This is a genomic window from Bacillus sp. 17RED48, from assembly GCF_019837545.1.
Taxonomy (GTDB): Bacteria; Bacillota; Bacilli; order Bacillales; family Bacillaceae_G; genus Bacillus_A; species Bacillus_A wiedmannii.
In genome coordinates this window covers 543964-567984 of the sequence record NZ_JADAXG010000001.1, presented here as the reverse complement: position 1 = coordinate 567984, position 24021 = coordinate 543964, and the positions used below count along the sequence as shown (strand labels likewise).

The following is a 24021-nucleotide window of genomic DNA, read 5'->3' as shown; positions in this document are numbered from 1 at the left end:
GGTTTTTATTTTTCTTATACAAATGTAAATGGATCTGTATGTAATTGCGAAGCATGAATGTGTACATTGAGTTTCTTTTCATCCACTTTTTCTTGTAATTGCTTTTGTACCCCTTGCTTCATTACTTTTTCAACGTTATGTCCTGGGTCAACTATATTTAAACCGAGCATCATCGCATCATGAGCAACATGATAATACATGTCACCTGTTACATATACATCCGCTCCTTTAAATTTAGCCTGATTGATGTATTTGTTACCATCGCCACCAAGTACAGCTACTTTGCGCACTTTATCATTTAAATCCCCAACAACTCGTGCACCCTTTACATCTAATGATTTCTTTACATGTTCCGCAAACTGTCCAAGTGTCATTTCTTCTTGTAAATATCCTATTTTTCCAAGCCCTAATGTTTCACCTTTGTTATCAAGTGGATACACATCATATGCTACTTCTTCATATGGATGTGCAGTTACCATTGCTTTAATCACTTTTCGCTGTAGTGAAGCTGGAATTATCGTTTCGATTCGCACTTCTTCTACGTGTTCTAACTGCCCAGTTTCCCCGATATAAGGATTTGTTCCCTCTTGAGGTACAAACGTGCCTGTACCCTCGCTATTAAACGTACAGTGGCTATAATTGCCGATATGACCAGCACCTGCGTCTCCTAATACTTTTCGTACTTCTTCTGCATGAGTTACTGGCACAAACGCAACAACTTTTTTCATTTCTTCTGCATATGTCGGTGCCAAAACTTCTGTATTTTGCAATCCTAACGCCTCAGCAAGTAAATCATTTACCCCGCCCTTAGCAACATCCACATTTGTATGTGCTGCATAAATGGCAATATCATTTTTAATACACGTTTCAATAATTCTTCCGTACGCTTTATCTGTATGAATCGCTTTTAACGGATTAAAAATTAAAGGGTGATGCGCAATAATGACATTCGCCCCTAATTGAATTGCTTCATCCACAACTTCCTCCGTTACATCTAACGCAATCAATACGTGTTGTACGGGTTTATTAAGCGCTCCAATTTGCAGGCCAACCTTATCTCCTTCCATCGCCAAATGCTTCGGATACATACTTTCAAATAAAGAAATAATTTCATGGCCATTTGGAATTTTACTCATGATAAAACCTCCCGTATCATTTTCATTTTCGCTTCTACTTCCACACGCTTCGCTTTTGTTTCTTTAGAATCAGCCGCACGTTCTAACTGCTTTAAAATATTTTGGAAGTTTTTCAATTCCCCTTCCCATTTTTCAACGAAAGCTTCACCTTTTTCTTTTATTAAAAATGGCCCCATAAATAATTCCGCTTGTTTATTTTCAGAATAAGGCACCACGATGTTTCCTCGCTCGCCTACTAAAATCTCGTAAATTTTCCCATCTTCTTTTACGATTTTTTCATGGATAAGCTCCCATCCATTCTCAATAAACCATTCACGAATATGATGCGCTGCAATATTCGGCTGTAAAATTAAACGAGTTACCCCTTCTAATTTTTCTTTACCACTTTCTAAAATGTCACGAATTAACGCTCCACCCATTCCAGCAACCGTAATTACATCTACTTCTCCTGGCGCGATAACAGCTAATCCATTCCCTTTACGCACATCTACTTTATCTTGTAAGCCACTTTCAGCTACAGTTGCTTGCGCAGAGCGAAATGGCCCATCTACAACCTCTCCAGCAACTGCTTTTGTAGCAATATTATTTATAATTGTATAACACGGTAAATACGCATGATCCGATCCAATATCAGCAACTGTAGATCCTGCCGGTATTTCACGCACAACTTCTTCTAATCGTTTTGAAAGCTTTACTTCATTCATGTATTTCCATTACTCCTTCTCTTGTCAGTCTGTCTCCATGATAATGAATTTATAGTAGTTGTTGCAAGCCTATAACAACAATTCCATTCTCTATCACTCATCGTATTTTAGAAAATATAGAAAAACAAGCCCTTTGCATAAGCAACAGGCTTGTTATACGGAACTTTATTTTTTCTTCGATAACCAATCAGCTACTTTAGCGGCTTGATCAGCTGGAACTATATTTGGTGGCATATTTCCTTTTCCTTTCGAAATAACTTCTTGAATCTCTTCTTTCGAAAGTTTCCCACCAATTTTTTGTAAATTAGGCCCTACTGCCCCTTGTAACTGATCACCGTGGCAGCTCGTACAGCTTTGCTTCACAATATCCTCTGGTTTTGATGCTGTTTGCGCTGGCTTCCCGCCATTTTTTGCATCAGCTAACTCTTTAGATTTATTTAGCCCCTGAAATGAAAATACAAACATAACGATAATACCTAATGCTGCAATAAGAGCGAACGGAATCAGCGGATTACGTTTCATATCTCTTCTCCCCCCTCTATACCCCTAAATAGTTAGATGATTCAGTCATTTCCATTGTACTTGAAAACGCTCTATCAGAAAAGAGTAAACTATTAATCGTCGAAAATATTCCATAAATTCAGTTTATTGTTTTTTATTGTTATATCGCTTATTATTTCGATAATTATTAACGTTTCTCATCATATTTTTCACTTTTCTACATATATTTTTGTATAGAATACACAAAATTAATCGAAAAATCGAAAAATGAGCATTTGCAAATCAAAAGACAATTCTGTAAAATAAATTACAAGAAATTGTAATCGTTGCCGATAGCTAAAGTTTAACAAAAGTTAACAAAATAAAAAAGTTTACTTCACAAAGGTGAAGTAAACTTAAAGGTAGCCTATTCTAAGAAATCCTTAAGACGCTTACTACGGCTTGGATGTCTTAATTTACGAAGTGCTTTTGCTTCAATTTGACGGATACGTTCTCTCGTTACGCCGAATACTTTCCCAACTTCTTCAAGCGTACGAGTTCGTCCATCATCTAAACCAAAACGAAGACGTAGAACATTTTCTTCACGATCTGTTAGGGTATCTAACACATCTTCTAATTGTTCTTTTAGCAATTCATACGCTGCATGGTCCGCAGGCGATGTTGCTTCTTGGTCTTCAATAAAATCACCTAAATGGGAGTCATCTTCTTCACCAATCGGTGTTTCAAGAGAAACTGGCTCCTGTGCAATTTTTAAGATTTCGCGTACTTTTTCTGGAGCAAGATCCATTTCTTCACCAATCTCTTCAGGAGATGGTTCGCGTCCTAAATCTTGTAGTAATTGACGTTGTACACGAATTAACTTATTAATCGTTTCAACCATATGAACTGGGATACGAATTGTTCGTGCTTGGTCTGCAATCGCACGTGTAATCGCTTGGCGAATCCACCAAGTTGCATACGTACTAAATTTGAAACCTTTACGATAATCGAACTTTTCAACCGCTTTAATTAGACCCATATTCCCTTCTTGGATTAAGTCTAAGAAAAGCATACCACGGCCCACGTAGCGCTTTGCAATACTTACTACAAGACGTAAGTTTGCTTCTGCCAGACGACGTTTCGCTTCTTCATCGCCTTCTTCAATACGCGTTGCAAGTCGAATTTCTTCTTCTGCGGATAGTAAATCTACACGACCAATTTCTTTTAAATACATACGAACAGGATCATTGATTTTAACCCCAGGTGGTACACTTAAATCATTAAGGTCAAATTCTTCTTCCGCTTTTGTAATTTGGCGATTATTAGGACCTTCGTCGTTGTCATTGTCACCAACTAAGTCAATTCCTTGTTCACCTAAATATTCATAGTATTCATCCATTTGATCGGATTCAATTTCAAATCCATTCATGCGTTCTGCAATCTCTTCATATGTAAGAACGCCACGTTTTTTTCCGAGCTCAGTGAGTTGTTCTTTCACTTGCTCAAGGGTCATTTCAGTTTCAATTTGTTTAGAACGAGCTGGTTTGTCAGCCATCTGTTCCCCTCCTTACGCGAGATACAAACATTCATTATACTAAAAATTTATCAAAAAAGCTATTTTCTCGCTTTTTGATTTTGTAAATATGCTACATAATATTTAGCAGCCTCTACAGGATCTGTTTTTTCCATTTGTTTTACCTTAAAGATGATTTCCATCTTTTCAAGTTTTTCTTGATGACGGTTGAGCGTCTCTAAATGGCCTTGTAACACTTCTTCTGTGTATTCTGGATTAATAAATTCATCCGTCGAAATATCAGTGATAATATTTTTCAACTTCTCATCAGAGAGCCAACTTAAAAATGTTCCGACTGAAGGTTCATTTCCCTTTTCATAATATGCGTATAGTTCATATAAAATCCCTTTATGTTCTTCTGTATGAAAATCTTCTATGTGGGATTCCATACGAACAGCCACTTCTGGACTTTGCAACATATGATAAATAATTTCTCTTTCTGCCCTTTCAAAACCTGTTAACTTCGGTTTTGTTTGAACAATTTGAGACGGCTTAGAAACCTGCTTTACTTGTTTTTGCTGTACCTTTTGTTCTTTGCGATATTGGTGCAATTGATTCAAAAGAGTTTCCATTGAATACGAAAATTCTTGCGATAATGACTTCAAATATGATTCTGCCTGCATCGCATCCTGTAGCAACGATAACTCTTTTAAAACACTTTTCACATATTCTTCTTTGCCAGACTCATCTTGCAAATTTTTCCCTAAACGCAAATAATTTATTTTAAAACCAACAAAACTTATACTTGATTTCACAAGATTTTCAAAAGCAGTTGTCCCATATTGTTGCACATATTCATCAGGATCAAGCTTATCTGGCAAGGATGTAACTTTCACTTGGCAACCAACTTTTAGCAATAATTGCCCTGCTTTCATCGTTGCTTCTCGCCCTGCTTTATCACCATCATAGCAAAGAACAACAGTTTCAACGTTACGTCGCAGAAGTTTTGCTTGTTCTTCAGTTAAAGCTGTTCCCATTGTCGCAACAGCTTCTTCCACACCACTTTTTACCGCAGCTAGTACGTCGGCATACCCTTCAAAAAGGACCACTTGCCCACGTTTTCTAATAAACGGCCTCGCTAGGTGGAAGTTATACAACAATTTACTTTTATGAAAAATTGGTGTTTCAGGGCTATTTAAATATTTCGGAGTGTCATCTCCTAACGCCCTTCCACTAAACGCTATCACTTTACCTTGTAACGTAGAGATTGGAAACATAACCCTTCCACGGAAGCGATCATAATGACTACCATCCTTCTCGCTTCTTATGAGAAGACCAGCTTGTTCCATACTAGACAGCGATAAACCTCTTTTTTGTAAAATTTTCGTTGCTGCATCCCAAGCAGGTGACGCATAACCAATTTCAAACTTCTCAATCATCTCTTTCGTAATACCACGTTTTAGCAAATACGAAAGTGCTTCATTTCCTTCTTCTGTATTTACCAATAAATGGTGATAATACTTTTTCAAAAGTTCATGAGCCTGTTGCATGATGACAGTGTCATCAGATATGTCTTCTTGTTGTCCTTGCCCTGATGTATACTCTGCAACCGCAATTCCATTTCTTTCACCTAGCTTTTGAACAGCCTCGGTAAAAGCCAATCCTTCCATTTTCATTAGAAAGGAAAATACATTTCCACCTTCTCCACATCCGAAGCAATGAAAAATTTGCTTATCAGATGAAACAGAGAATGAAGGAGAATTCTCACCATGAAATGGACAAAGGCCGAAATAGTTACGCCCCTGTTTTCTAAGTTGAACGTATTCACCAATCACTTCTACAATATCCGATGACGTCCGAATCTGTTCAACAACTTCTTCGGGAATTCTGTTCCCCATAAATCCATCTCCGTGTCGTATTTTGTATTCGATATAAATTAAAAAATTCCTTTATAATTCGACAATATTTTTTCTAAACTTATTAGAAAGTGTTGTCGATCACGTTATCAAACGATTTTGCAGGCCCTTTTCTGCGTAATTTCGCAGATACGTACCTACTATATAAAATTGTATCCATTTGCTCATCTGTTACAAATGTACCTCCTGGAGACAATACATATACACTTTTTTTACAAGAAGACTAGCAAGCACCATATCCTATGTGATCACGAGATCTGTTTCTTTTGCATGTTGATACATATAAAAAATCAACTTTAGCTTATTCAGCATCTACATAGATCCAATTTCCCTTGCTACTTCCTTAAACGATGAGCATACGATGTGACAAACAAAATTTCGACATGAACTTTCGTTCCAACTTGCACAATTTTCAGCATTCACAGGATATGCATCTGCATCAACTAATACGATATTGATGTTTTGCATATTTCTGTATTCTACATCCCTTCTGCGAATCCTTCCATAATGTGCGTTTTCTTGTATAGATTTTGTCGATTTAACGTAATTACATGTCTTTTCGTAAATCCTATCCCTAGTTTATTCTGAAAAATTAAAGTCTAAACGTAAAATATAGGTTTTTATCACAATTTTTTATTATAATATATTTTCTTCAACTACGCTACATATCCCTTTATTTTTTCATCTTCTATTTCAGGATAACGAAACCCTGCCTTTAGCATAATAAAAAGACAGAAGAATATAAGTATAACCACTCCGCTATAATCTATTACGAAATCAACAGGTATTGTGTTTCTCACGAGCGAAAAAAGCACATTCACCTTTGGTAAATGTGCTAAAACAATTTTTGGTTTTGCACTGCATTCACAATAATGTTGGCTGTTTCTTCAATCGCTTTATTCGATACATCAATTACTTGACAATTTATTTTACCAACTACATTCTCAAAGTGATCAATTTCTTCTTTAATACGATTAATATTGGCATATGTTGCACCGTCACTTAGTCCAAGTGATTTCAATCGCTCTTTTCGAATATGATTCAACTTATCTGGCGTAATTTTCAAACCGAAGCATTTTTCTTTAGCCACTTGATATAATTCTTCAGGCGGATCTACTTCTGGTACGAGCGGTACATTGGCAACTTTCAAACGTTTGTTATGAGCTAAATATTGAGAAAGTGGTGTTTTTGATGTGCGCGAAATTCCAATCAACACGATATCTGCTTTTAAAATACCACGTGCGTCTCTACCATCATCATACTTTACAGCAAACTCAATCGCTTCAATCTTTTTAAAGTATTCTTCATCTAATCTACGAACAACACCCGGCTCATATCTTGGTACTTGCCCTGTAATTTCTTCAATTTGATCGATAAGAGGCCCGATAATATCATATGCCTCTACGCCTTCTTTCGCAGCCTCTGTCACTAAATACTGACGCATGTCAGGCTTTACTAACGTAAAACAAATAAGCGCTTGATTGCTCTTAGCAATCGAAATCACTTCTTTTAATGTCCCTGTATCTTCTACATACGGTACACGTCTAATATCAGGAGCAAATGGGAATTGCCCCATCGCTGCTCGAACAACCAAATCAGCCGTTTCTCCAACAGAGTCAGATACGACATATACGATTTTATTATCCATTACATTACCTCACTTTAAACAAATTACACTTATTCGTTATTTACTAAGTTTACAAACGCACGTGTAATATTTGTTTTTGTAATTCGTCCAATCACTTCTAAACCTTGTTTCGTATCTTTTACAACTGGCATTGCATCAATCTGTCTTTCTATTAATTCCATCGCAATATCATATAAAGAATCTTCTCTACGACACATCGCAATGTTCGGCATCCTTGTCATGATAATATTAACCGGAAGAGAGGTTAAATCCTGCTTTCCAAGGCTAGCTCGTAATAAATCTTTACGAGATACAACGCCAACTAATAGCGTCGATTGATCTACAACGAACAATGTACCTACATCCTCTAAAAACATAGTACAAATCGCATCGTATACTGATACATTTTTATCAATTACAGCTGGTCTAGATTGATAATCTTGTACTTTAATTTTCTTAACAGCTTCAGATAATAGCTGCCCCCCGGTTTTACCCGTATAAAAATAACCTACGCGTGGACGCGCTTCTAAATAACCAGCCATCGTTAAAATTGCTAAGTCTGGTCTTAGCGTTGCACGTGTTAGTCCTAATTGCGCAGCAATTGACTCCCCTGTAATAGGACCGTGATCTTTTACAATCTGAATGATATGTTCTTGCCGTTTATTCAGCTCTATGATAATCACCACCTTTAATGCACAACGAAAAAAGTTATACTATCTCTTAAATATTATATACTAAATATGCTATTCGAAAAAGATAGGATGTAAAAAGGACCGTATACGGTCCCAAATTATATTTGAAACTTATCAAGTTGTTCTAAGAAACGTCTTGACTTCAAATAAATCCCGCAATATTCATCATAATATGTATTCAATACTAAACGCATTTGTTTTTTTGTGCTATCCTTCACTGATACATTGCCAAGTCTATGTAAATCGAAGTGGTAGAAAAGACGTAATAATTTATGAACAGCTTCCCCCACTGGTATACGATACTGGTCTTGCTCAGCATGACGCGAGCACAGAAAACCGCCTTCCCGGACAGAGAAGGCGACAAAATCTGTTTCTTGATGACAAATCGCACATGTATCAAAGTACGGGCGCATCCCTAATACCGGAAGCATTTTCGTTTGATAAATTAATGATAATACTTCTGAATCAACACCCTCACACATATAATGCAACGTTTGATATAACATTTCAAATAAATATGGATTATGTTTTTTATCTTCTGTTGCTTTATCAGTTAACTCAACAATAAATGATGCATAAGCAGTTAAAAATATATCCTCGCGAATTTCTTTCATAGTTGAAATAATCTCGCCTTGTTGCAAAGTTCCAAGTCCAGATCCCATTTGAATAAGAAAATTACCATGGGTCATAAGTTGCGAAACAGATGCTAACCGGCTTTTCGGTTTTTTCGCTCCTCTTGCCATTGCACTTACCTTACCCAATTCTCTTGAGAATATTGTAACAATCTTGTTCGTTTCTCCGTAATCTGTCGTACGGATAACGATGCCCTCAACTTTTTGAAACATGTTCGTCACCATCCAAGGTTTGAACAAAACGGGTCAAGAAATTGGAGAGTCTAGATGCGCTAGCTCCTCTTCATGTTGATCCATCTCATCGTTTACGTCTTTTTCCATTTCTTTCAAAAGCAAGTACGTTTCAATGCTTCCTGTTTTGGAGAAAAACTTCCAGGTAAAATCTAGCATAAGAATCCACCTTTCTCAATAAGCGTAGCCTATAAACCAATTTCCTTTGTTGTTATTAAATTGACCCATTTTGTCCATTTTCATGTGAGAAAAATTTTTCCTAATTTATCAAAACTTATAAAAACCAATAATCAGCGGATGAACAAAACATCCGCTGATTACAGCTTTACTCTATTTTAGTACTCGTCTTCGCGGAAACCAAGGTCACGAAGCTGAGACATTTTATTACGCCAATCCTTTTGCACTTTTACCCATACTTCTAAAAATACTTTAGAACCAAGTAGTGCTTCAATGTCAAAACGAGCTCGCTTACCGACTTCTTTTAACATCTTTCCTTGCTTACCTATAATAATTCCTTTTTGTGATGCACGTTCAACAACAATCGTTGCGTTTATATAAACCGCTCCGCCCTCACGTTTTTGAATTGCATCAATAACAACCGCTACAGAGTGCGGCACTTCTTCACGTGTTAAATGTAATACTTTTTCACGAATAAGCTCTGAAATAATAAATCGCTCTGGATGATCCGTTACTTGATTATCTGGGTAGTATTGCGGTCCTTCTGGTAAATACTTTTTAATTGTTCCAATTAAAGCATCCACATTATTGCCGTCTAATGCAGAAATTGGTACAATCTCTGCAAACTCATATAGTTTACGGTATTGATCAATTAACTCTAACAATTGCTCTGGATGAAGTTGGTCAATTTTATTAATTACTAAAAATACTGGTTGTTTCGTTTCTTTTAATTTCTCAATAATAAATTCCTCACCACGACCAAATCCTTCAACTGCATTGACCATAAACAGAACAATATCAACTTCTTTTAATGTCGTTTGAGCCATCTTCACCATGAAGTCGCCTAATTTATGTTTAGGTTTATGTATTCCTGGTGTATCAATGAAAATTACTTGTGAATCATTTTCTGTATATACGCCTTGAATTTTATTACGAGTTGTTTGTGGCTTGTCACTCATAATGGCAATTTTCTGGCCGATAATACGATTTAAAAATGTAGATTTCCCAACATTCGGTCTGCCAATAATAGAGACAAAACCTGATTTATAACCTTTTCTATTCATGTAAATCCTCCGCTAAAAATGCTCCTGGTAACAATTCTCCGACTGTCGTCCCTTGAACGTCACCATGTAAATTTGATAGGTATACTTTCGTATCCTGTTTACATAATTCTACCATAACTTGTCGACATGCTCCACAAGGAGGTACTGGACGCTTTGTATCCGCCACAATCGCGATAGCTACAAACTCTTTATCTCCTTCAGAAACCGCCTTAAATAAAGCTGTTCTTTCTGCACAGTTACATAAGCCATATGATGCATTCTCAACATTACATCCACGATATACTTTTCCATCCTGTGTTAATAATGCTGCACCTACTTGAAATTTAGAATATGGTACGTACGCTTGTTTACGCGCTTCGATTGCTTCTTGAATTAATTGTTTACTATTCATATTCCCGCATCCTTCCTGTCCACAGCTGTGAATAGATACACTCTCTCATTAAAGGCCTTTACGGCACTTTCAAAGCTTCATAAAAGCTTTGGAATGCAACTATACCACATACGGCAAAAAGATAATAGCACCAATTATAACAGCTATTATCGCAAACAATAAAACCGATCCGGCTGCGACATCCTTTGCAATTTTCGCAAACGGATGTATATCGGTAGTCGCTAAATCTACTGTTTTTTCCACAGCCGTATTTACCATCTCTAAACTCATTACAATTCCTATTACAATAAGTAATACTGTCCACTCTACTTTCGTAATATGGAAATAAAAGCCGCAGCATATAACAATGACTGCGGCTAAATAATGAATTTTCATATTTCGTTCATGACGAAAACAAAAGAATATACCTGCTATAGCATATCCAAAACTATTTATAAGTTTTCCTTTTTTCATCGTCCTAATCCAAATGCCTCTAAAATTTCTTTTTGTCTTCCAAACATTTCTTTTTCATCCTCTTCTGTCATGTGGTCATAACCAAGTAAATGTAAAAAGCCATGTAACGCTAAAAAGCCAAGTTCACGATCAAAAGAATGTCCATACTCTTCAGCTTGTTCTTTCGCTCTCGGAATAGAAATAATAAGGTCACCTAACATACGAGGCATCTCTGCACCTACAATTTCCATTTCTCCTTCTCCCATTTCTTCCATAGCAAAGGAAATGACATCAGTAGGCTGATCCTTATCTCGGTAATCACGATTAATCTCGCGAATGCGTTCGTTATCTACAAATGTCACTGATAACTCCGCACCATCCTCTATTTTTTCCATTTGAGCTGCTTTTTCTAATATCTCACGAATTAAATTCACATATTCTTCTTTCACTTCTTCTGTTTCATCAATGAAATCAATTAATAAACTCATTCTTTCTCCTTCTCTTCCGGTGGTTCCGGATATGTAATACGCGAATGGAAAATACCATTTAACGTTTCACATAACGTTTTTCCAACGATTTGTAGTTCCTTAAACGTCAAATCACATTCACTAAATTGCCCATCTTGCAGGCGATCTTTAATAATACTTTGCACTAAATTATTAATTTGATCTGGCGTTGGGTGATTCATAGATCGTACCGCCGCCTCAACACTATCAGCAATACCAACAATTGCCGACTCTTTAGAAGTTGCTTTTGATCCCGGATAGCGAAACATCTCTTCTGTATATTTTTCTTTATCTTCTTTAATTGCCTTATAGTAAAAATATTTAAGTAATGTTGTACCATGGTGTTGTCCAGCAATATCGATAATTTCTTGCGGAATATGGTATTCTTCGAGCATTCTGACTCCATCTGTTACATGAGCAATGATAATATCTTTACTCGTCACAGGCTCTAATTTATCATGTGGATTTTCAATTCCCATCTGGTTTTCAATAAAGAATTGCGGTTGTACTGTTTTTCCTACATCATGATAATACGCCCCTACACGTGCTAATACACCATTTGCTCCAACCGCTTCACACGCTGCCTCAGAAAGATTCGCTACCATTACACTGTGGTGATACGTTCCTGGCGCTTCTAACAAAATTCTACGCAAAAGCGGATGATTCGGACTTGATAGTTCCATAAGCTTCATGCTTGATACAATTCCAAGTCCACTCTCTAAATATGGTAATATCCCCATAGCCAAAACGGATGAGATAATTCCTGAAACGGAAGCCATCAATAATTGCGTTCCAATTTCAAGAGGTGAAAAATTCCCATTACGTAATAATAATAACGCCGCTAAGACGACCACATTTAAGATAGAAACGAGTATACCAGCTTGCAAAATCATCGTACGACGATTTTTTTCTCTTAAGAAAATGCTTACTGATAATGAACTTAACAACACATAAATACCTACACTATAATTCAGTGTACTTGTTACCCCTTCATTAAACATAATACTTCCGCACACAGAAAAAATCATACTTGTTAAAAATACAAATCGATCGCCAATCATTAGTTTTACAAGTATTGTTCCCATCGCAACCGGGACAACATACGCAATTCCTGCATATTCAAGCTTTTGAAACAAACTAATCGTTTTCATTAAAACAATCGTGATAGACAAAATTGTAATATACGCTAAAATATATGGTCTATCTTCTCTTTTACGCTGTAAAAATACTTCAAACTGCTTATGCATAAAGTACAGTAACACACCAATGAGCACTGCTAATCCAACATAAGGCTGAAAACTATTACCTTTCTCTAATAAACCGACTAATTTCAACTGATTATACATATCACTTGAAATTGTTTCACCTTCTCTAACAATAACTTGTCCTTGAAGAATATAAACAGGTGGAACTAAATCTTCTTCCGCTTTCTTCTTCTCTTTCGTTACAGCCGGATCATAAAAATAATTTGCTGTAATTGCATATGATCCTAGCGCGTTCACAGCTTCCTTCAATCCGCTATTCACATTGAGGCTTTTCATTTCATTAACAAATCGCTCTTTTGCTGCTATTTCTTCGGACATTTTAATATTTCCACCCATAATAACACTAACAGACGTTAGAGCCGCGTTCTTTGCTAATTCTAATTGATCCGGTTCTGCATTAATAAAATATAATAAATTCTCATCAGATAATTCCTTTGTTAAATTAGATGGCAACTTCTTCTTCAACTTTTCTAATTTATTTGCATCGGTCATCTTTTTTTGCTCTTCAGGTCCAGCAGCTTTCATCTCTTGAATTGCTTCATTTACCTTAGCAAAAACATCATTTACAATATCTACTCTATTTTGTTTATATTCACTTCTATATGTATATTGATCCCCAACTTTTTGAGCGGCCTCTTGTTTTTTTCTGTCCGTTATAACCTTATCTTCAATTTTAATAGGAGAATGAATTGTTTTTTTTGCAATAGAATACATATCAACATCTAATTGCTCTGGTTTTACATTATTCATAAGTGCAAAAAACAACACTGCTCCTAATAAAACGTAAGAAATCCAACTTAGTTTTTTCGAATGTTGTAAATTACGAAACCACTTAGAAATTTCTTCAGATCTTAACATGATTTCAATACCTTCTCCTCTCCAGAAATAAAGTGAAACTATTTATAGCTTTCATTTCTTCTAGCCAACGATACTTTTAAGTAACATTTTGATAAACCAGTACCTATAGTTTATTTCTCTTATCTTTTATGATAGTAAAAAACATGCCGTTCGCCAACCTTAATACAAAAAGAAATGATCCTGACAAATAGGATCATTCCATTTTATCATATGCCTCAATAATACGTTGCACCAGCGGATGCCTCACAACGTCCGTTTGTTCTAATGTAATAAATGAAAGACCTGACACACCAGATAAAATGTTAGAAGCTAGCGAAAGCCCTGATTTTACCCCTTTTGGTAAGTCTACTTGTGAAGGATCCCCCGTAATAACCATTTTAGAACTAAAACCTAATCTAGTTAAAAACATTTTTATTTGTGCACCCGTTGTATTTTGCGCTTCATCTAAAATAACAAATGAATCATCGAGCGTACGCCCTCTCATATAAGCAAGAGGTGCGATTTCAATTACCCCTCGCTCCATCATACGTTGCGTATATTCTTGTCCAAGAATATCGTGCAAAGCATCATACAATGGACGTAAATACGGATCTACCTTCTCTTTCAAATCTCCTGGTAAAAAACCTAAACTCTCTCCAGCTTCTACAGCCGGTCTCGTTAAAATAATTTTCTTTACATACCCTTGCTTTAAAGCTCTCACAGCCATTACTACAGCTAAGTATGTTTTCCCAGTCCCAGCAGGTCCCATTCCAAATACAATATCATTCTTCTTCATTGCATGAATATATCTTCTTTGCCCCATTGTTTTTACACGAATGGATTTACCTTTTGCCGTTTTAAAGATTTCTTCTTCATATAACTCTTCAAATTGAGCAATTTTCCCTTGTTGTGCGAGCTGAATTGCATACGCAACATCTCTTTCTGTAATTGATATACCTTTTCGAATAACAACAAGTAATTGCTGTAAGATTTTTTCTACGAGTGTCACAGTTTCAACTGCTCCAGATGCATGAACAGTTTCACCTCTAGTTACAATCGATACATTCAGTTCACGTTCAATTACTTTCAAATGAGCATCATTGACTCCAAAAAGAGCGATTGCTTCGTTAGTATTTTCCAATTGTTGGTTCATTTCTACTAATTGTTCTGCCATTACTCAGTCTCCTTGAATATCGGATTCGGATATTGGTTGTGGCTCTGCAATATTTTCGATCACAGTATAATGCAACGTGACTTTTAGTTGATCCGCCTCAACCTCTTTACTCAAAATCTTATCACTTACAATCATAGCATGTTCATCCAATTTTTTCTTTAGTTCTTTTTCAGCCATCTCTTTTGCTACTTTCATTGCCTGTTTTTCTGTATATTCCCGATTCGCTTCTTCCTCTTCTCGTACAATATCTTTTTCATACGCGATCGGCAGTGTAAAACCAAATAGTTTCACATCGTGTTTTACACTTTCAGTACGAGAGCGTTTATACTTATCATGTTGAAATCCCCATATTTTTATTTTCGCACTCCCAAACGTAAGGTAATGCTCATTATATGCATTGCCAGTATATACTTGAAATTGCGTCTTCAGTGGTACATTCACCTCAGATGTGTACCACGTTTCTCCATATACAATACCTTTCGCCGAAACAATCGTCGGACTCTCCTCATTACCGTATACCCCTGATACGAGAAGCTGCCCTTTTTCGACATGGTCATTTTTCAAGACGACTGGTTTTCCTACTTCAACAAATGTTTTTGTCACAATCGCTTCTTTTTTTGCTACTAAATTTTGCGGCCTTTGTTCCTTTTCTTTTTTCGGCTCGTTTTTTTCAACAATTTTAAAATGATACGTCGTTCCTCTTATTTCTAGTCCCGCCCAAGTAATCGCATTAATATTGTCTGTCAAATGACGTTGTACATCTTCTACATTAGGCATTTGGAATTGTAATTTCCCTTTTTTAATACCCATTTTGTCCAATTCTTTCATCAATATATATTCTGTTTCAGGTTTCGCCCCTGTAATTTCAATTTTCCAAACCATATTGGATAATGCAATCATGCCAAAAAAGAAAATTAAAAAACCAATTAAGAATCCACTATTTTTAATTAAACGCTTATTCAAAAAGGGAAAACCGTAACGCCCAATAAAATATAGTTTACATTCATTTTTTCTATAAATTGGTTTTATTTTCTTCACATCTCGTAATAACATACAAAAAACTAACGTTTCATCAGCAATCTTCTTAACATCCCAAACTAATAATTTTCTACGTACACATTCGTTAACGAACCGTTCCGCTCCTCTACCTTCAATTCGTACTTTTACATATCCAAGCCACTTTATAAACCATTTATTTTTCATCTACTATCTCCACTACCTTTCCAAAAGTATACACACTACTTTTTTCACTTTAATTAGCAAAATAGCTCGTACGAAAATGAAATAAAGAGTTCTACCCCCCATAAATAGCGAGATAAACTGAATAGTAAGTTCGAATCACGAAAATAACGAAGAAAAACTTCACATATGGAAGTTTCCCTCACTCCTCTTTTTTTTCGTTTTCTAAAAATGTCACTTGCTCAATTATTCCTTCAAGCAAAAGTTCTTCTGGAAGGATTGTTTTAATAATAAAGGATTGCCCTTTAATTAATAATTGACCGTGCTTTAATAACAATCTTACTTCTTTATCTGAAAACACTAATAAACCCCGATGATTTTCTATATAGATATGCACTTGCCCAACAAGCGTGATCCGAGGTAGATCCATTAGCACATCCACTGGCAGGTCTATTTGCTTTGTTAACCAATTCTTCATTTGTTCTAATTTTTTCATCTCAAAAGACCCCCTCTCATCCCATATGTATGAAAAAAGAGCTTGTAATATCACGTCCAAACTGAAAAAAAGCATAAAAAAACGTCTCATACGAAATGAGACGTTTTTTTATGCTAATAGCTGGATAACCAGCTTATTCACAAGTGATCCGTCTGTTTTACCTTTTACTTTCGGCATAACAGCAGTCATCACCTTACCCATATCTGCTTTAGAAGTCGCACCAACTTCAGAAATAACTTGCTTAATTACATTCGCTAGTTCTTCTTCTGTTAATTGCTCCGGCAAATATGCGCTTAAAATCTGAATTTCACTTTGCAGTTTATTAACAAGGTCTTCACGACCAGCTTTTTTAAATTCAAGGAGGGAGTCCTTATACTGTTTTACTTCACGAGCTAAAACTGTTAATTCCTCTTCTTCAGTAAGAGTATGTTGCAGTTTAATACCTTCATTTTGTAAAGCAGCCTTAACCATACGAATAACGGTTAATTTTTCTTTTTGTTTATTCTTCATCGCTTGTTTCATATCATCGTTTAAACGACCGAGAAGACTCATAACTTACACCCTCTCTTAGAATTTACGCTTTCTTGCCGCTTCAGATTTCTTCTTACGTTTTACACTTGGCTTTTCATAAAACTCGCGCTTTCTTGCTTCAGCAAGTGTACCAGTTTTAGAAACCGATCTTTTAAAACGGCGAAGTGCATCCTCCAAAGACTCGTTTTTACGAACGACTGTTTTTGACATTCTCTTTCCCTCCCTCCGAAACATCACACTTACATACTAATTTCAGCATGCAAAAAGAAACCCTTCTTCAGCATGTCTTTTACGATTATAATACATTTTATCACTTCAGGTCAACTATTTGGCAGAATAAAAGAAGAATAGATGCCCTTCCCTGTTCAAAAGCTATATAGATAGCTATTATCCTTTTCCCCTGAAGACAACTATATTTTTATCATTACATCTTTTTTAATACAAGAAAATATTAAATAACTACTCATTCGACGTACCTGCCTTTTCAGTACTTAACTTCTCCACGAAAAAAAAGAAAGCATGCAAATCGTTTCCGTTTGCATGCTTTTTTTATCCTGCTATTTACCGGGCAGTAAGACCCCCACCTCAAAATTCAGCAAAAGCAAAGAACTTAGGTAGGAGTCCGGCTGATAATGAGCGGGGAGGAACAAAAACCCCACTCATTAAAGTTTCATTTTATGCGCTTGCTGATTCTTTTTTTACATCATCTTCAAGAACACGAACAAATTGCGCTTCGTTATATGGATAACCAGCTTTCGTAATTTTCACTTTCACTAGCTTACCAATTAATTCTTCTGATCCTTCAAATACAATTTTTAAGTAGTTATCCGTATAGCCTACATATAACCCTTTACGGTCGCCCTCTTTAAATTGCTCTTCCGGAATGATTTCAAGCACTTCCCCTTCAAACTGTGACGCATACTCTTTCGCTAATTGGTTAGATAGTTCAATTAAACGATGAACACGATCATTCTTCACATCTTCAGGAACTTGATCCTCCATACGCGCTGCAGGTGTTCCTGTACGCTTTGAGTAAGGGAATACGTGTAACTCTGAGAAGCGATTCTCTTTAATGAAATTGTATGTTTCCATAAATTCTTCTTCTGTTTCACCCGGAAAACCAACAATCACATCCGATGTAATCGCAAGACCTGGTAACGCTTCTTTCAATCGATCTAAACGCTCTTGGAAAAATTCCATCGTATACTTACGACGCATACGCTTTAATACAGTATTAGATCCAGATTGCAATGGAATGTGCAAGTGACGTACAACTACTTCAGACTTATCTAACACTTCAATTACTTCATCTGAAATCTGACTCGCTTCAATAGAAGAAATACGAAGACGTTTTAATCCGCCTACTTCCGCTTCCATATCACGAAGTAATCCAGCTAAGTTATAATCTTTAATATCTTCACCGTACCCACCTGTATGAATACCTGTTAATACGATTTCTTTATAACCTGCATCTACTAATTGCTGCGCTTGTTTAATAACTTCTTTTCCATCACGAGAACGCATTAAACCACGTGCCCAAGGAATAATACAGAATGTACAGAAATTATTACAACCTTCTTGTATTTTTAAAGATGCACGTGTACGATCCGTGAAATAAGGTACATCCAGTTCTTCGTATACACGTGTTTTCATAATGTTGCGGACAGCATTAATTGGTTGACGCTCTTTGCGGAATTCTTCGATGTATCCTAACATCTTTTCACGATCCTGTGTACCAACTACAATATCTACACCTGGAATCGCCATAATTTCCGCTGGAGATGTTTGTGCATAACATCCCGTTACACAAATAACTGCATCCGGATTTTGACGAACAGCACGTCTAATAACTTGACGGCTTTTCTTATCTCCCGTATTCGTTACTGTACACGTATTAATAACATATACATCAGCTTTCTTTTCATATTCAGTTCTTTCATATCCACCTTGTTTAAACAATTGCCAAATGGCCTCTGTTTCATAGTGGTTTACTTTACAACCTAACGTATGGAACGCAACAGTTGACATTGATCATCACCCCATCAATTCAAAATGATACGAAGCAGCACTTAACGCGTATAACGGCGCCGTTTCTGTTCTTAAAATTCTTGGTCCTAAACTACATGGTACAAATTTATGTTCACGAAGCGTAGTAATCTCTTCCTCCGCTAAACCACCTTCTGGTCCAAATACAATCAATAGTTTTTGGCCTGGTTTCATCGTCGTTAAAGCTTTAGCAAAATTGGATTTCTCACCTTGTTTTGCTTCCTCTTCGTACGCAACAAGGCATACATCATACTCATTACTCATTGAAAGCAATTGCTTAAATGATGCCGGTGCATGCACTTCTGGAATTTCGCTTCTATGCGATTGTTCCGCAGCTTCTTTCACAATTTTTCTTAAACGCTCAACTTTTTTATCAGCTTTTTTCGCATCCCATTTTACAATAGAGCGAGATGCTTGAAATGGTAAAAATGCGGCTGCCCCAAGCTCAGTTCCTTTTTGGAAAATTAACTCTAGCTTGTCTCCTTTCGGCAGTCCACTTGCAATCGTCACGAAAACAGGAAGTTCACTTGACGCCTCTACCCATTCTACAATAGCCGTATTAATAAATTCACTGGTAATTTCATCAATTGAACATACTGCTGTTTTTCCGTTTACACAGCAATAAATGTGATCCCCAGCTGACATACGCATCACTCTTGCGATATGATGTACGTCATCACCTACAATGCGAATACTTGTCTCATTTACATATTTCTCTTCTACAAAATAACGTTGCATATAATCACCTTAGTAGAGTTTCGTTCCTTTCGTAAGTCAACACTTACGAAAAGAACGAAACGTTATCATTTTTTCATATAACAAACGGCAAGTCCCTCACCTTATAGTGAGAGACTCCCCCTTTTCATTATAAACTAAAATCTATATTACGCATTTCGTGCAATAATTGCTACCCAATCTTCCATTCGTAATACTTCTTCAATTGTAAATCCAGCTTTTTCTAGCGCCTCAGAAATTATCTTTTCCTTCGCTGCAATAATGCCCGATGTAATAAATAATCCGCCCGACTTCACAACTCTTGCTGCATCCTCAGGGAATAAAAGAATAATTTCTGCCAATAAGTTAGCTACGATTAAATCAACAGGACCTTCAATACCTTCTAAAAGACTATTTTGTCCAACAGACACGATATCATCTGTTTTATTTAAACGTACATTCATTTCTGCACTATCTACTGCAACTGGATCTAAATCATAGGCTTGAACAGAAGACGCACCTAATTTTGCCGCTGCAATACTAAGTACACCAGAACCTGTTCCTACATCAATGACAGTATCACCTGGCTGAACTGTTTTTTCTAAAGCACGAATACACATCGTTGTTGTCGGATGGGTTCCTGTCCCAAACGCCATACCTGGATCTAATTCAATAATTTTTTCTTCCGGAGAAGCTGGTGTATATTCTTCCCACGTCGGCACAATTGTGAATGTATCAGAAATTTGTACTGGATGGTAATATTTTTTCCAAGCAGTAGCCCAATCTTCTTCATTGACTTCGTTAACGGTAATATTTCCAGTACCAATTTCGATGTCGTAAGATGGAAGCATATCAATAGATGATTTTACACCCGCAATCGTTTCCTGTAAAGAATCCGTTTGTGGGAAATATGCTTTTATTAATACACCTTCCGCCGGATATTCATCTGGGTTCAATGCATAAATTTCACCATATTGTTGCTCGCGCTCTTTCGTCAACTCCGCTGGATCCTCAATTGCAACTCCACTAGCACCAGCTTCGTGTAAAATATGAGAGACAGCTTCTACTGCTTCTTCTGTTGTATGAATACTAACTTCTGACCATTTCACAATTTACCAACTCCATTTTTTATTTCCATTATTCCCCTTTGAAAGCACGTTTAAGCTTTCCAAATAAACTATCATCCTGCTCTTCTTGTCCCGCAAATTCACGTAATAACTCTTTTTGATGTGAAGTTAATTTCGTCGGTACAACAACACGAACGACTACATATTGATCTCCTTGACCGTATCCACGTACGTTCGGAGCACCTTTTCCTTTTAAGCGGAATTCTGTTCCTGTTTGTGTTCCTGCTGGAATTTTCAGCTTCACTTTCCCATGAACAGTAGGAACTTCCACTTCAGCACCAAGTGCCATTTGCGCAAATGTTAATGGCATTTCACAAATAATGTGATCTCCTTCACGCTCAAAGAATTCATGATTTCTAACATGAACAACAACATATAAATCTCCTGCCGGTCCGCCATTTACGCCTGCTTCACCTTTTCCAGATACACGAATTTGTTGACCATTATCGATACCTGCCGGAATCTTAACGTTGATTTTTTTACGTTTACGTACTTTACCAGAACCGTGACATGTCGTACATTTTTCTTTAATCATTTGACCAGTTCCTGAACAATGACCACAAGCTTGACGGTTTACGATACGACCAAATGGTGTATTTTGTTCTACACTTACTTGCCCTGATCCTGAACAATGTTTACATGTTTCTTTTGAAGTTCCTGGTTTCGCTCCGCTACCTTTACAAGTATCACATGGATCTTCTACTGGAATCTCAACATTTAATTCTTTACCAAAAATAGCTTCCTCAAACTCTAAAGTAACTTGATATTGTAAGTCAGCACCTTGACGCGGAGCATTTGGATCACGACGTCTCCCGCCACCGCCGCCAAAGAACGAACTAAAGATATCTTCGAAACCGAAGCCACCGCCGAAGTCTCCTCCGCCGCCAAAGCCTTGATTTGCACCAGCATGACCAAATTGATCATATTGCGCGCGCTTTTGATCGTCGCTTAATACTTCGTATGCTTCTTGTACTTCTTTAAACTTTTCAATTGCATTTTCTTCTTTACTTACGTCTGGATGGTATTTTTTAGCCAAACGACGATACGCTTTTTTTATTTCATCTTTTGAAGCACCCTGGCTAAGTCCAAGGACCTCATAATAGTCTCGTTTACTCATAAATTTACAACCCCCGAATCTTTCACATAAACGTAATTTTAACACCGAAAGAAAGTGCTTTGCAACAAAGTTTCCTCACTTACAGTATGCAAAGTAAAAAACTTAAGAACCTCACACTTTTCTTTTCATTCGTGAAAAAAGTCAAAGTCAAGGCACGCTTGACTTTGACTTTTTGTCATCTTACTTATTTATATTACTTATCTTCTTTTACTTCTTCAAACTCAGCGTCTACTACATTGTCTTTCTTCGCGCCAGCATCTTGTGCTCCTTGTGCACCTTCTGCTTGCCCTGCAGCTGCTTGAGCTTGCTCATATAATTTAACAGTTAATTGTTGTACGATTTCTTGTAAAGCATCTTTTTTCGCACGGATTTCCTCAAGCTCGTTCTTCTCGATCGCAGCTTGTAATGCTTCTTTCGCTTCTGTTGCTTTTGCAACTTCAGCCGCATCCACTTTACCTTCTAAATCTTTTACAACTTTATCCGTTTGGAATACAAGCTGATCAGCTTCGTTACGAAGTTCAACTTCTTCCTTACGTTTTTGGTCAGCGTCAGCATTTGCTTCTGCTTCTTGTACCATACGATCTACTTCTTCATCAGAAAGACCTGAAGAAGATTGGATTGTAATAGTTTGCTCTTTGCTTGTTCCTAAGTCTTTTGCACGTACGTTAACGATACCGTTCGCATCAATATCGAATGTTACTTCGATTTGTGGAATACCACGTGGTGCTGGTGGAAGGTCTGTTAATTGGAAACGACCTAATGTTTTGTTGTCAGCTGACATTGGACGCTCACCTTGTAATACGTGAATGTCTACTGCCGGTTGGTTATCAGCAGCTGTTGAGAATACTTGTGACTTACTTGTTGGAATTGTAGTGTTACGCTCGATTAATTTCGTGAACACACCACCCATAGTTTCAATACCTAAAGAAAGTGGAGTTACGTCTAATAATAGTACGCCTTCTACATCACCAGTAAGTACGCCACCTTGAACTGCAGCACCTAATGCTACAACTTCATCAGGGTTTACACCTTTATATGGTTCTTTACCAGTTTCACGTTTAATAGCTTCTTGTACAGCTGGAATACGAGTAGATCCACCAACAAGGATAACTTTATCTAATTCGCTTGGAGCAAAACCAGCGTCTTTTAATGCACGACGAGTTGGCTCTAACGTTCTTTCAACAAGACCTGCTGAAATCTCTTCGAATTTCGCTCTTGTTAACGTTAATTCTAAGTGTAATGGACCAGCAGCTCCAGCACTAATGAATGGTAATGAAATTTGTGTTTGTGTTACGCCAGAAAGATCTTTTTTCGCTTTTTCAGCTGCATCTTTCAAACGTTGAAGTGCCATTTTATCTTGGCTTAAATCAATGTTATTTTCTTTTTTGAACTCAGCTACTAAGTGGTCAATAATAACTTGGTCAAAGTCATCTCCACCAAGACGGTTGTCACCAGCAGTTGAAATAACTTCGAATGTTCCGTCTGCTAACTCAAGGATAGATACGTCAAATGTACCGCCACCTAAGTCATATACTAAGATTTTTTGCTCTTCATCTTGTTTTTCTAAACCGTAAGCAAGCGCTGCTGCTGTTGGTTCGTTAATGATACGCTCAACTTCTAAACCAGCGATACGACCAGCATCTTTTGTTGCTTGACGTTCTGCATCGTTGAAGTATGCAGGTACTGTAATAACAGCTTTCGTTACCGTTTCACCTAAGTATGCTTCAGCAGAAGCTTTTAAGTTTTGTAAAATGATTGCAGAAATTTCTTGAGGTGTATAATCTTTACCTTCAACTTCTACTTTGTAGTCTGTACCCATATGACGTTTAACAGACATGATTGTATTTGGGTTTGTAATTGCTTGACGCTTTGCAACTTCCCCAACTTGACGCTCTTCATTTTTGAAAGCTACAACAGAAGGTGTTGTACGGTTTCCTTCTGGATTTGGGATAACCTTTGGTTCTCCACCTTCCATAACAGCTACACAAGAGTTTGTTGTACCTAAGTCAATACCGATAATTTTACTCATGGCGA

The 24021-nt window shown here is 36.9% G+C and carries 25 protein-coding genes; all 25 read right to left on the bottom strand.

The features are described 5' to 3' along the window. Positions 1-14: 14 nt before the first annotated feature. Positions 15-1136 carry a Nif3-like dinuclear metal center hexameric protein gene (locus ILT06_RS03040; protein ID WP_064474778.1) on the bottom strand — a complete coding sequence of 374 codons (1122 nt, stop codon included), beginning with the start codon at positions 1134-1136 and terminating at the stop codon, positions 15-17. Continuing rightward, positions 1133-1840: a tRNA (adenine(22)-N(1))-methyltransferase gene (locus ILT06_RS03035; protein WP_064474777.1), complete on the bottom strand. Its 708-nt coding sequence runs from the start codon at positions 1838-1840 to the stop codon at positions 1133-1135. The genes ILT06_RS03040 and ILT06_RS03035 overlap by 4 nt, the downstream gene beginning before the upstream one ends. A 165-nt stretch (positions 1841-2005) precedes the next feature. Continuing rightward, positions 2006-2362 (bottom strand): cytochrome c550, encoded by a 357-nt coding sequence (gene cccA / locus ILT06_RS03030; protein WP_000828147.1) that lies wholly within the window; start codon positions 2360-2362, stop codon positions 2006-2008. Between the two features lie 385 nt (positions 2363-2747). Then, the gene (gene rpoD / locus ILT06_RS03025; RefSeq protein WP_000764061.1) at positions 2748-3875 is read right to left on the bottom strand and encodes an RNA polymerase sigma factor RpoD; all 1128 of its coding nucleotides are present in this window, start codon (positions 3873-3875) and stop codon (positions 2748-2750) included. 59 nt (positions 3876-3934) lie between these two features. After that, on the bottom strand, positions 3935-5731 hold the full coding sequence (dnaG, locus tag ILT06_RS03020) for a DNA primase (RefSeq protein WP_064474776.1): 1797 nt from the start codon (positions 5729-5731) through the stop codon (positions 3935-3937). A gap of 330 nt (positions 5732-6061) precedes the next feature. Continuing rightward, positions 6062-6217 carry a hypothetical protein gene (locus ILT06_RS03015; protein ID WP_169833821.1) on the bottom strand — a complete coding sequence of 52 codons (156 nt, stop codon included), beginning with the start codon at positions 6215-6217 and terminating at the stop codon, positions 6062-6064. A 367-nt stretch (positions 6218-6584) separates the two neighbouring features. Beyond that, on the bottom strand, positions 6585-7397 hold the full coding sequence (locus tag ILT06_RS03010; protein ID WP_000368940.1) for a pyruvate, water dikinase regulatory protein: 813 nt from the start codon (positions 7395-7397) through the stop codon (positions 6585-6587). A 29-nt stretch (positions 7398-7426) separates the two neighbouring features. Beyond that, positions 7427-8059, bottom strand: a complete 633-nt coding sequence (gene ccpN / locus ILT06_RS03005; protein WP_000583755.1) for a transcriptional regulator CcpN — start codon at positions 8057-8059, stop codon at positions 7427-7429. Positions 8060-8166: 107 nt separating this feature from the next. Further along, a complete protein-coding gene (recO, locus tag ILT06_RS03000; RefSeq protein WP_000487012.1) occupies positions 8167-8913 on the bottom strand; it encodes a DNA repair protein RecO in 747 nt (248 codons plus the stop codon). A 33-nt stretch (positions 8914-8946) separates the two neighbouring features. Then, complete coding sequence (locus ILT06_RS02995) at positions 8947-9090, bottom strand: YqzL family protein (protein ID WP_000883924.1); 144 nt, start codon at positions 9088-9090, stop codon at positions 8947-8949. A 176-nt stretch (positions 9091-9266) separates the two neighbouring features. Continuing rightward, entirely contained in the window at positions 9267-10172 is a 906-nt protein-coding gene (gene era / locus ILT06_RS02990) for a GTPase Era (protein ID WP_001080239.1), read from the bottom strand. Further along, complete coding sequence (locus ILT06_RS02985; protein ID WP_222654811.1) at positions 10165-10563, bottom strand: cytidine deaminase; 399 nt, start codon at positions 10561-10563, stop codon at positions 10165-10167. Before ILT06_RS02985 ends, era begins: the two co-directional genes overlap by 8 nt. 99 nt (positions 10564-10662) lie before the next feature. After that, the gene (locus ILT06_RS02980; RefSeq protein ID WP_064474774.1) at positions 10663-11016 is read right to left on the bottom strand and encodes a diacylglycerol kinase family protein; all 354 of its coding nucleotides are present in this window, start codon (positions 11014-11016) and stop codon (positions 10663-10665) included. Next, the gene (ybeY, locus tag ILT06_RS02975) at positions 11013-11483 is read right to left on the bottom strand and encodes an rRNA maturation RNase YbeY (RefSeq protein ID WP_000054689.1); all 471 of its coding nucleotides are present in this window, start codon (positions 11481-11483) and stop codon (positions 11013-11015) included. Before ybeY ends, ILT06_RS02980 begins: the two co-directional genes overlap by 4 nt. Next, on the bottom strand, positions 11480-13624 hold the full coding sequence (locus ILT06_RS02970; RefSeq protein WP_088048099.1) for an HD family phosphohydrolase: 2145 nt from the start codon (positions 13622-13624) through the stop codon (positions 11480-11482). Before ILT06_RS02970 ends, ybeY begins: the two co-directional genes overlap by 4 nt. Before the next feature lie 193 nt (positions 13625-13817). Continuing rightward, positions 13818-14777, bottom strand: coding sequence for a PhoH family protein (locus ILT06_RS02965; protein ID WP_046957565.1), 960 nt, complete (start codon positions 14775-14777; stop codon positions 13818-13820). Positions 14778-14780: 3 nt separating this feature from the next. After that, positions 14781-15980 carry a sporulation protein YqfD gene (yqfD, locus tag ILT06_RS02960; RefSeq protein WP_048541519.1) on the bottom strand — a complete coding sequence of 400 codons (1200 nt, stop codon included), beginning with the start codon at positions 15978-15980 and terminating at the stop codon, positions 14781-14783. A 178-nt stretch (positions 15981-16158) separates the two neighbouring features. Beyond that, complete coding sequence (gene yqfC, locus ILT06_RS02955) at positions 16159-16452, bottom strand: sporulation protein YqfC (protein ID WP_000732264.1); 294 nt, start codon at positions 16450-16452, stop codon at positions 16159-16161. Between the two features lie 108 nt (positions 16453-16560). Further along, on the bottom strand, positions 16561-17004 hold the full coding sequence (locus tag ILT06_RS02950) for a GatB/YqeY domain-containing protein (RefSeq protein WP_000054579.1): 444 nt from the start codon (positions 17002-17004) through the stop codon (positions 16561-16563). 15 nt (positions 17005-17019) lie between these two features. After that, on the bottom strand, positions 17020-17193 hold the full coding sequence (gene rpsU / locus ILT06_RS02945; RefSeq protein WP_000048061.1) for a 30S ribosomal protein S21: 174 nt from the start codon (positions 17191-17193) through the stop codon (positions 17020-17022). A gap of 465 nt (positions 17194-17658) precedes the next feature. Further along, positions 17659-19011 carry a tRNA (N(6)-L-threonylcarbamoyladenosine(37)-C(2))-methylthiotransferase MtaB gene (mtaB, locus tag ILT06_RS02940; RefSeq protein ID WP_000108688.1) on the bottom strand — a complete coding sequence of 451 codons (1353 nt, stop codon included), beginning with the start codon at positions 19009-19011 and terminating at the stop codon, positions 17659-17661. A 6-nt stretch (positions 19012-19017) separates the two neighbouring features. Further along, a complete protein-coding gene (locus ILT06_RS02935) occupies positions 19018-19767 on the bottom strand; it encodes a 16S rRNA (uracil(1498)-N(3))-methyltransferase (RefSeq protein WP_064474770.1) in 750 nt (249 codons plus the stop codon). Between the two features lie 146 nt (positions 19768-19913). Beyond that, a complete protein-coding gene (gene prmA, locus ILT06_RS02930) occupies positions 19914-20852 on the bottom strand; it encodes a 50S ribosomal protein L11 methyltransferase (RefSeq protein WP_222654810.1) in 939 nt (312 codons plus the stop codon). A 28-nt stretch (positions 20853-20880) separates the two neighbouring features. Next, positions 20881-21987 carry a chaperone protein DnaJ gene (gene dnaJ, locus ILT06_RS02925; RefSeq protein ID WP_064470265.1) on the bottom strand — a complete coding sequence of 369 codons (1107 nt, stop codon included), beginning with the start codon at positions 21985-21987 and terminating at the stop codon, positions 20881-20883. A gap of 193 nt (positions 21988-22180) precedes the next feature. Beyond that, positions 22181-24016 (bottom strand): chaperone protein DnaK, encoded by a 1836-nt coding sequence (gene dnaK / locus ILT06_RS02920; RefSeq protein ID WP_000034697.1) that lies wholly within the window; start codon positions 24014-24016, stop codon positions 22181-22183. Between the last annotated feature and the right edge of the window lie 5 nt (positions 24017-24021).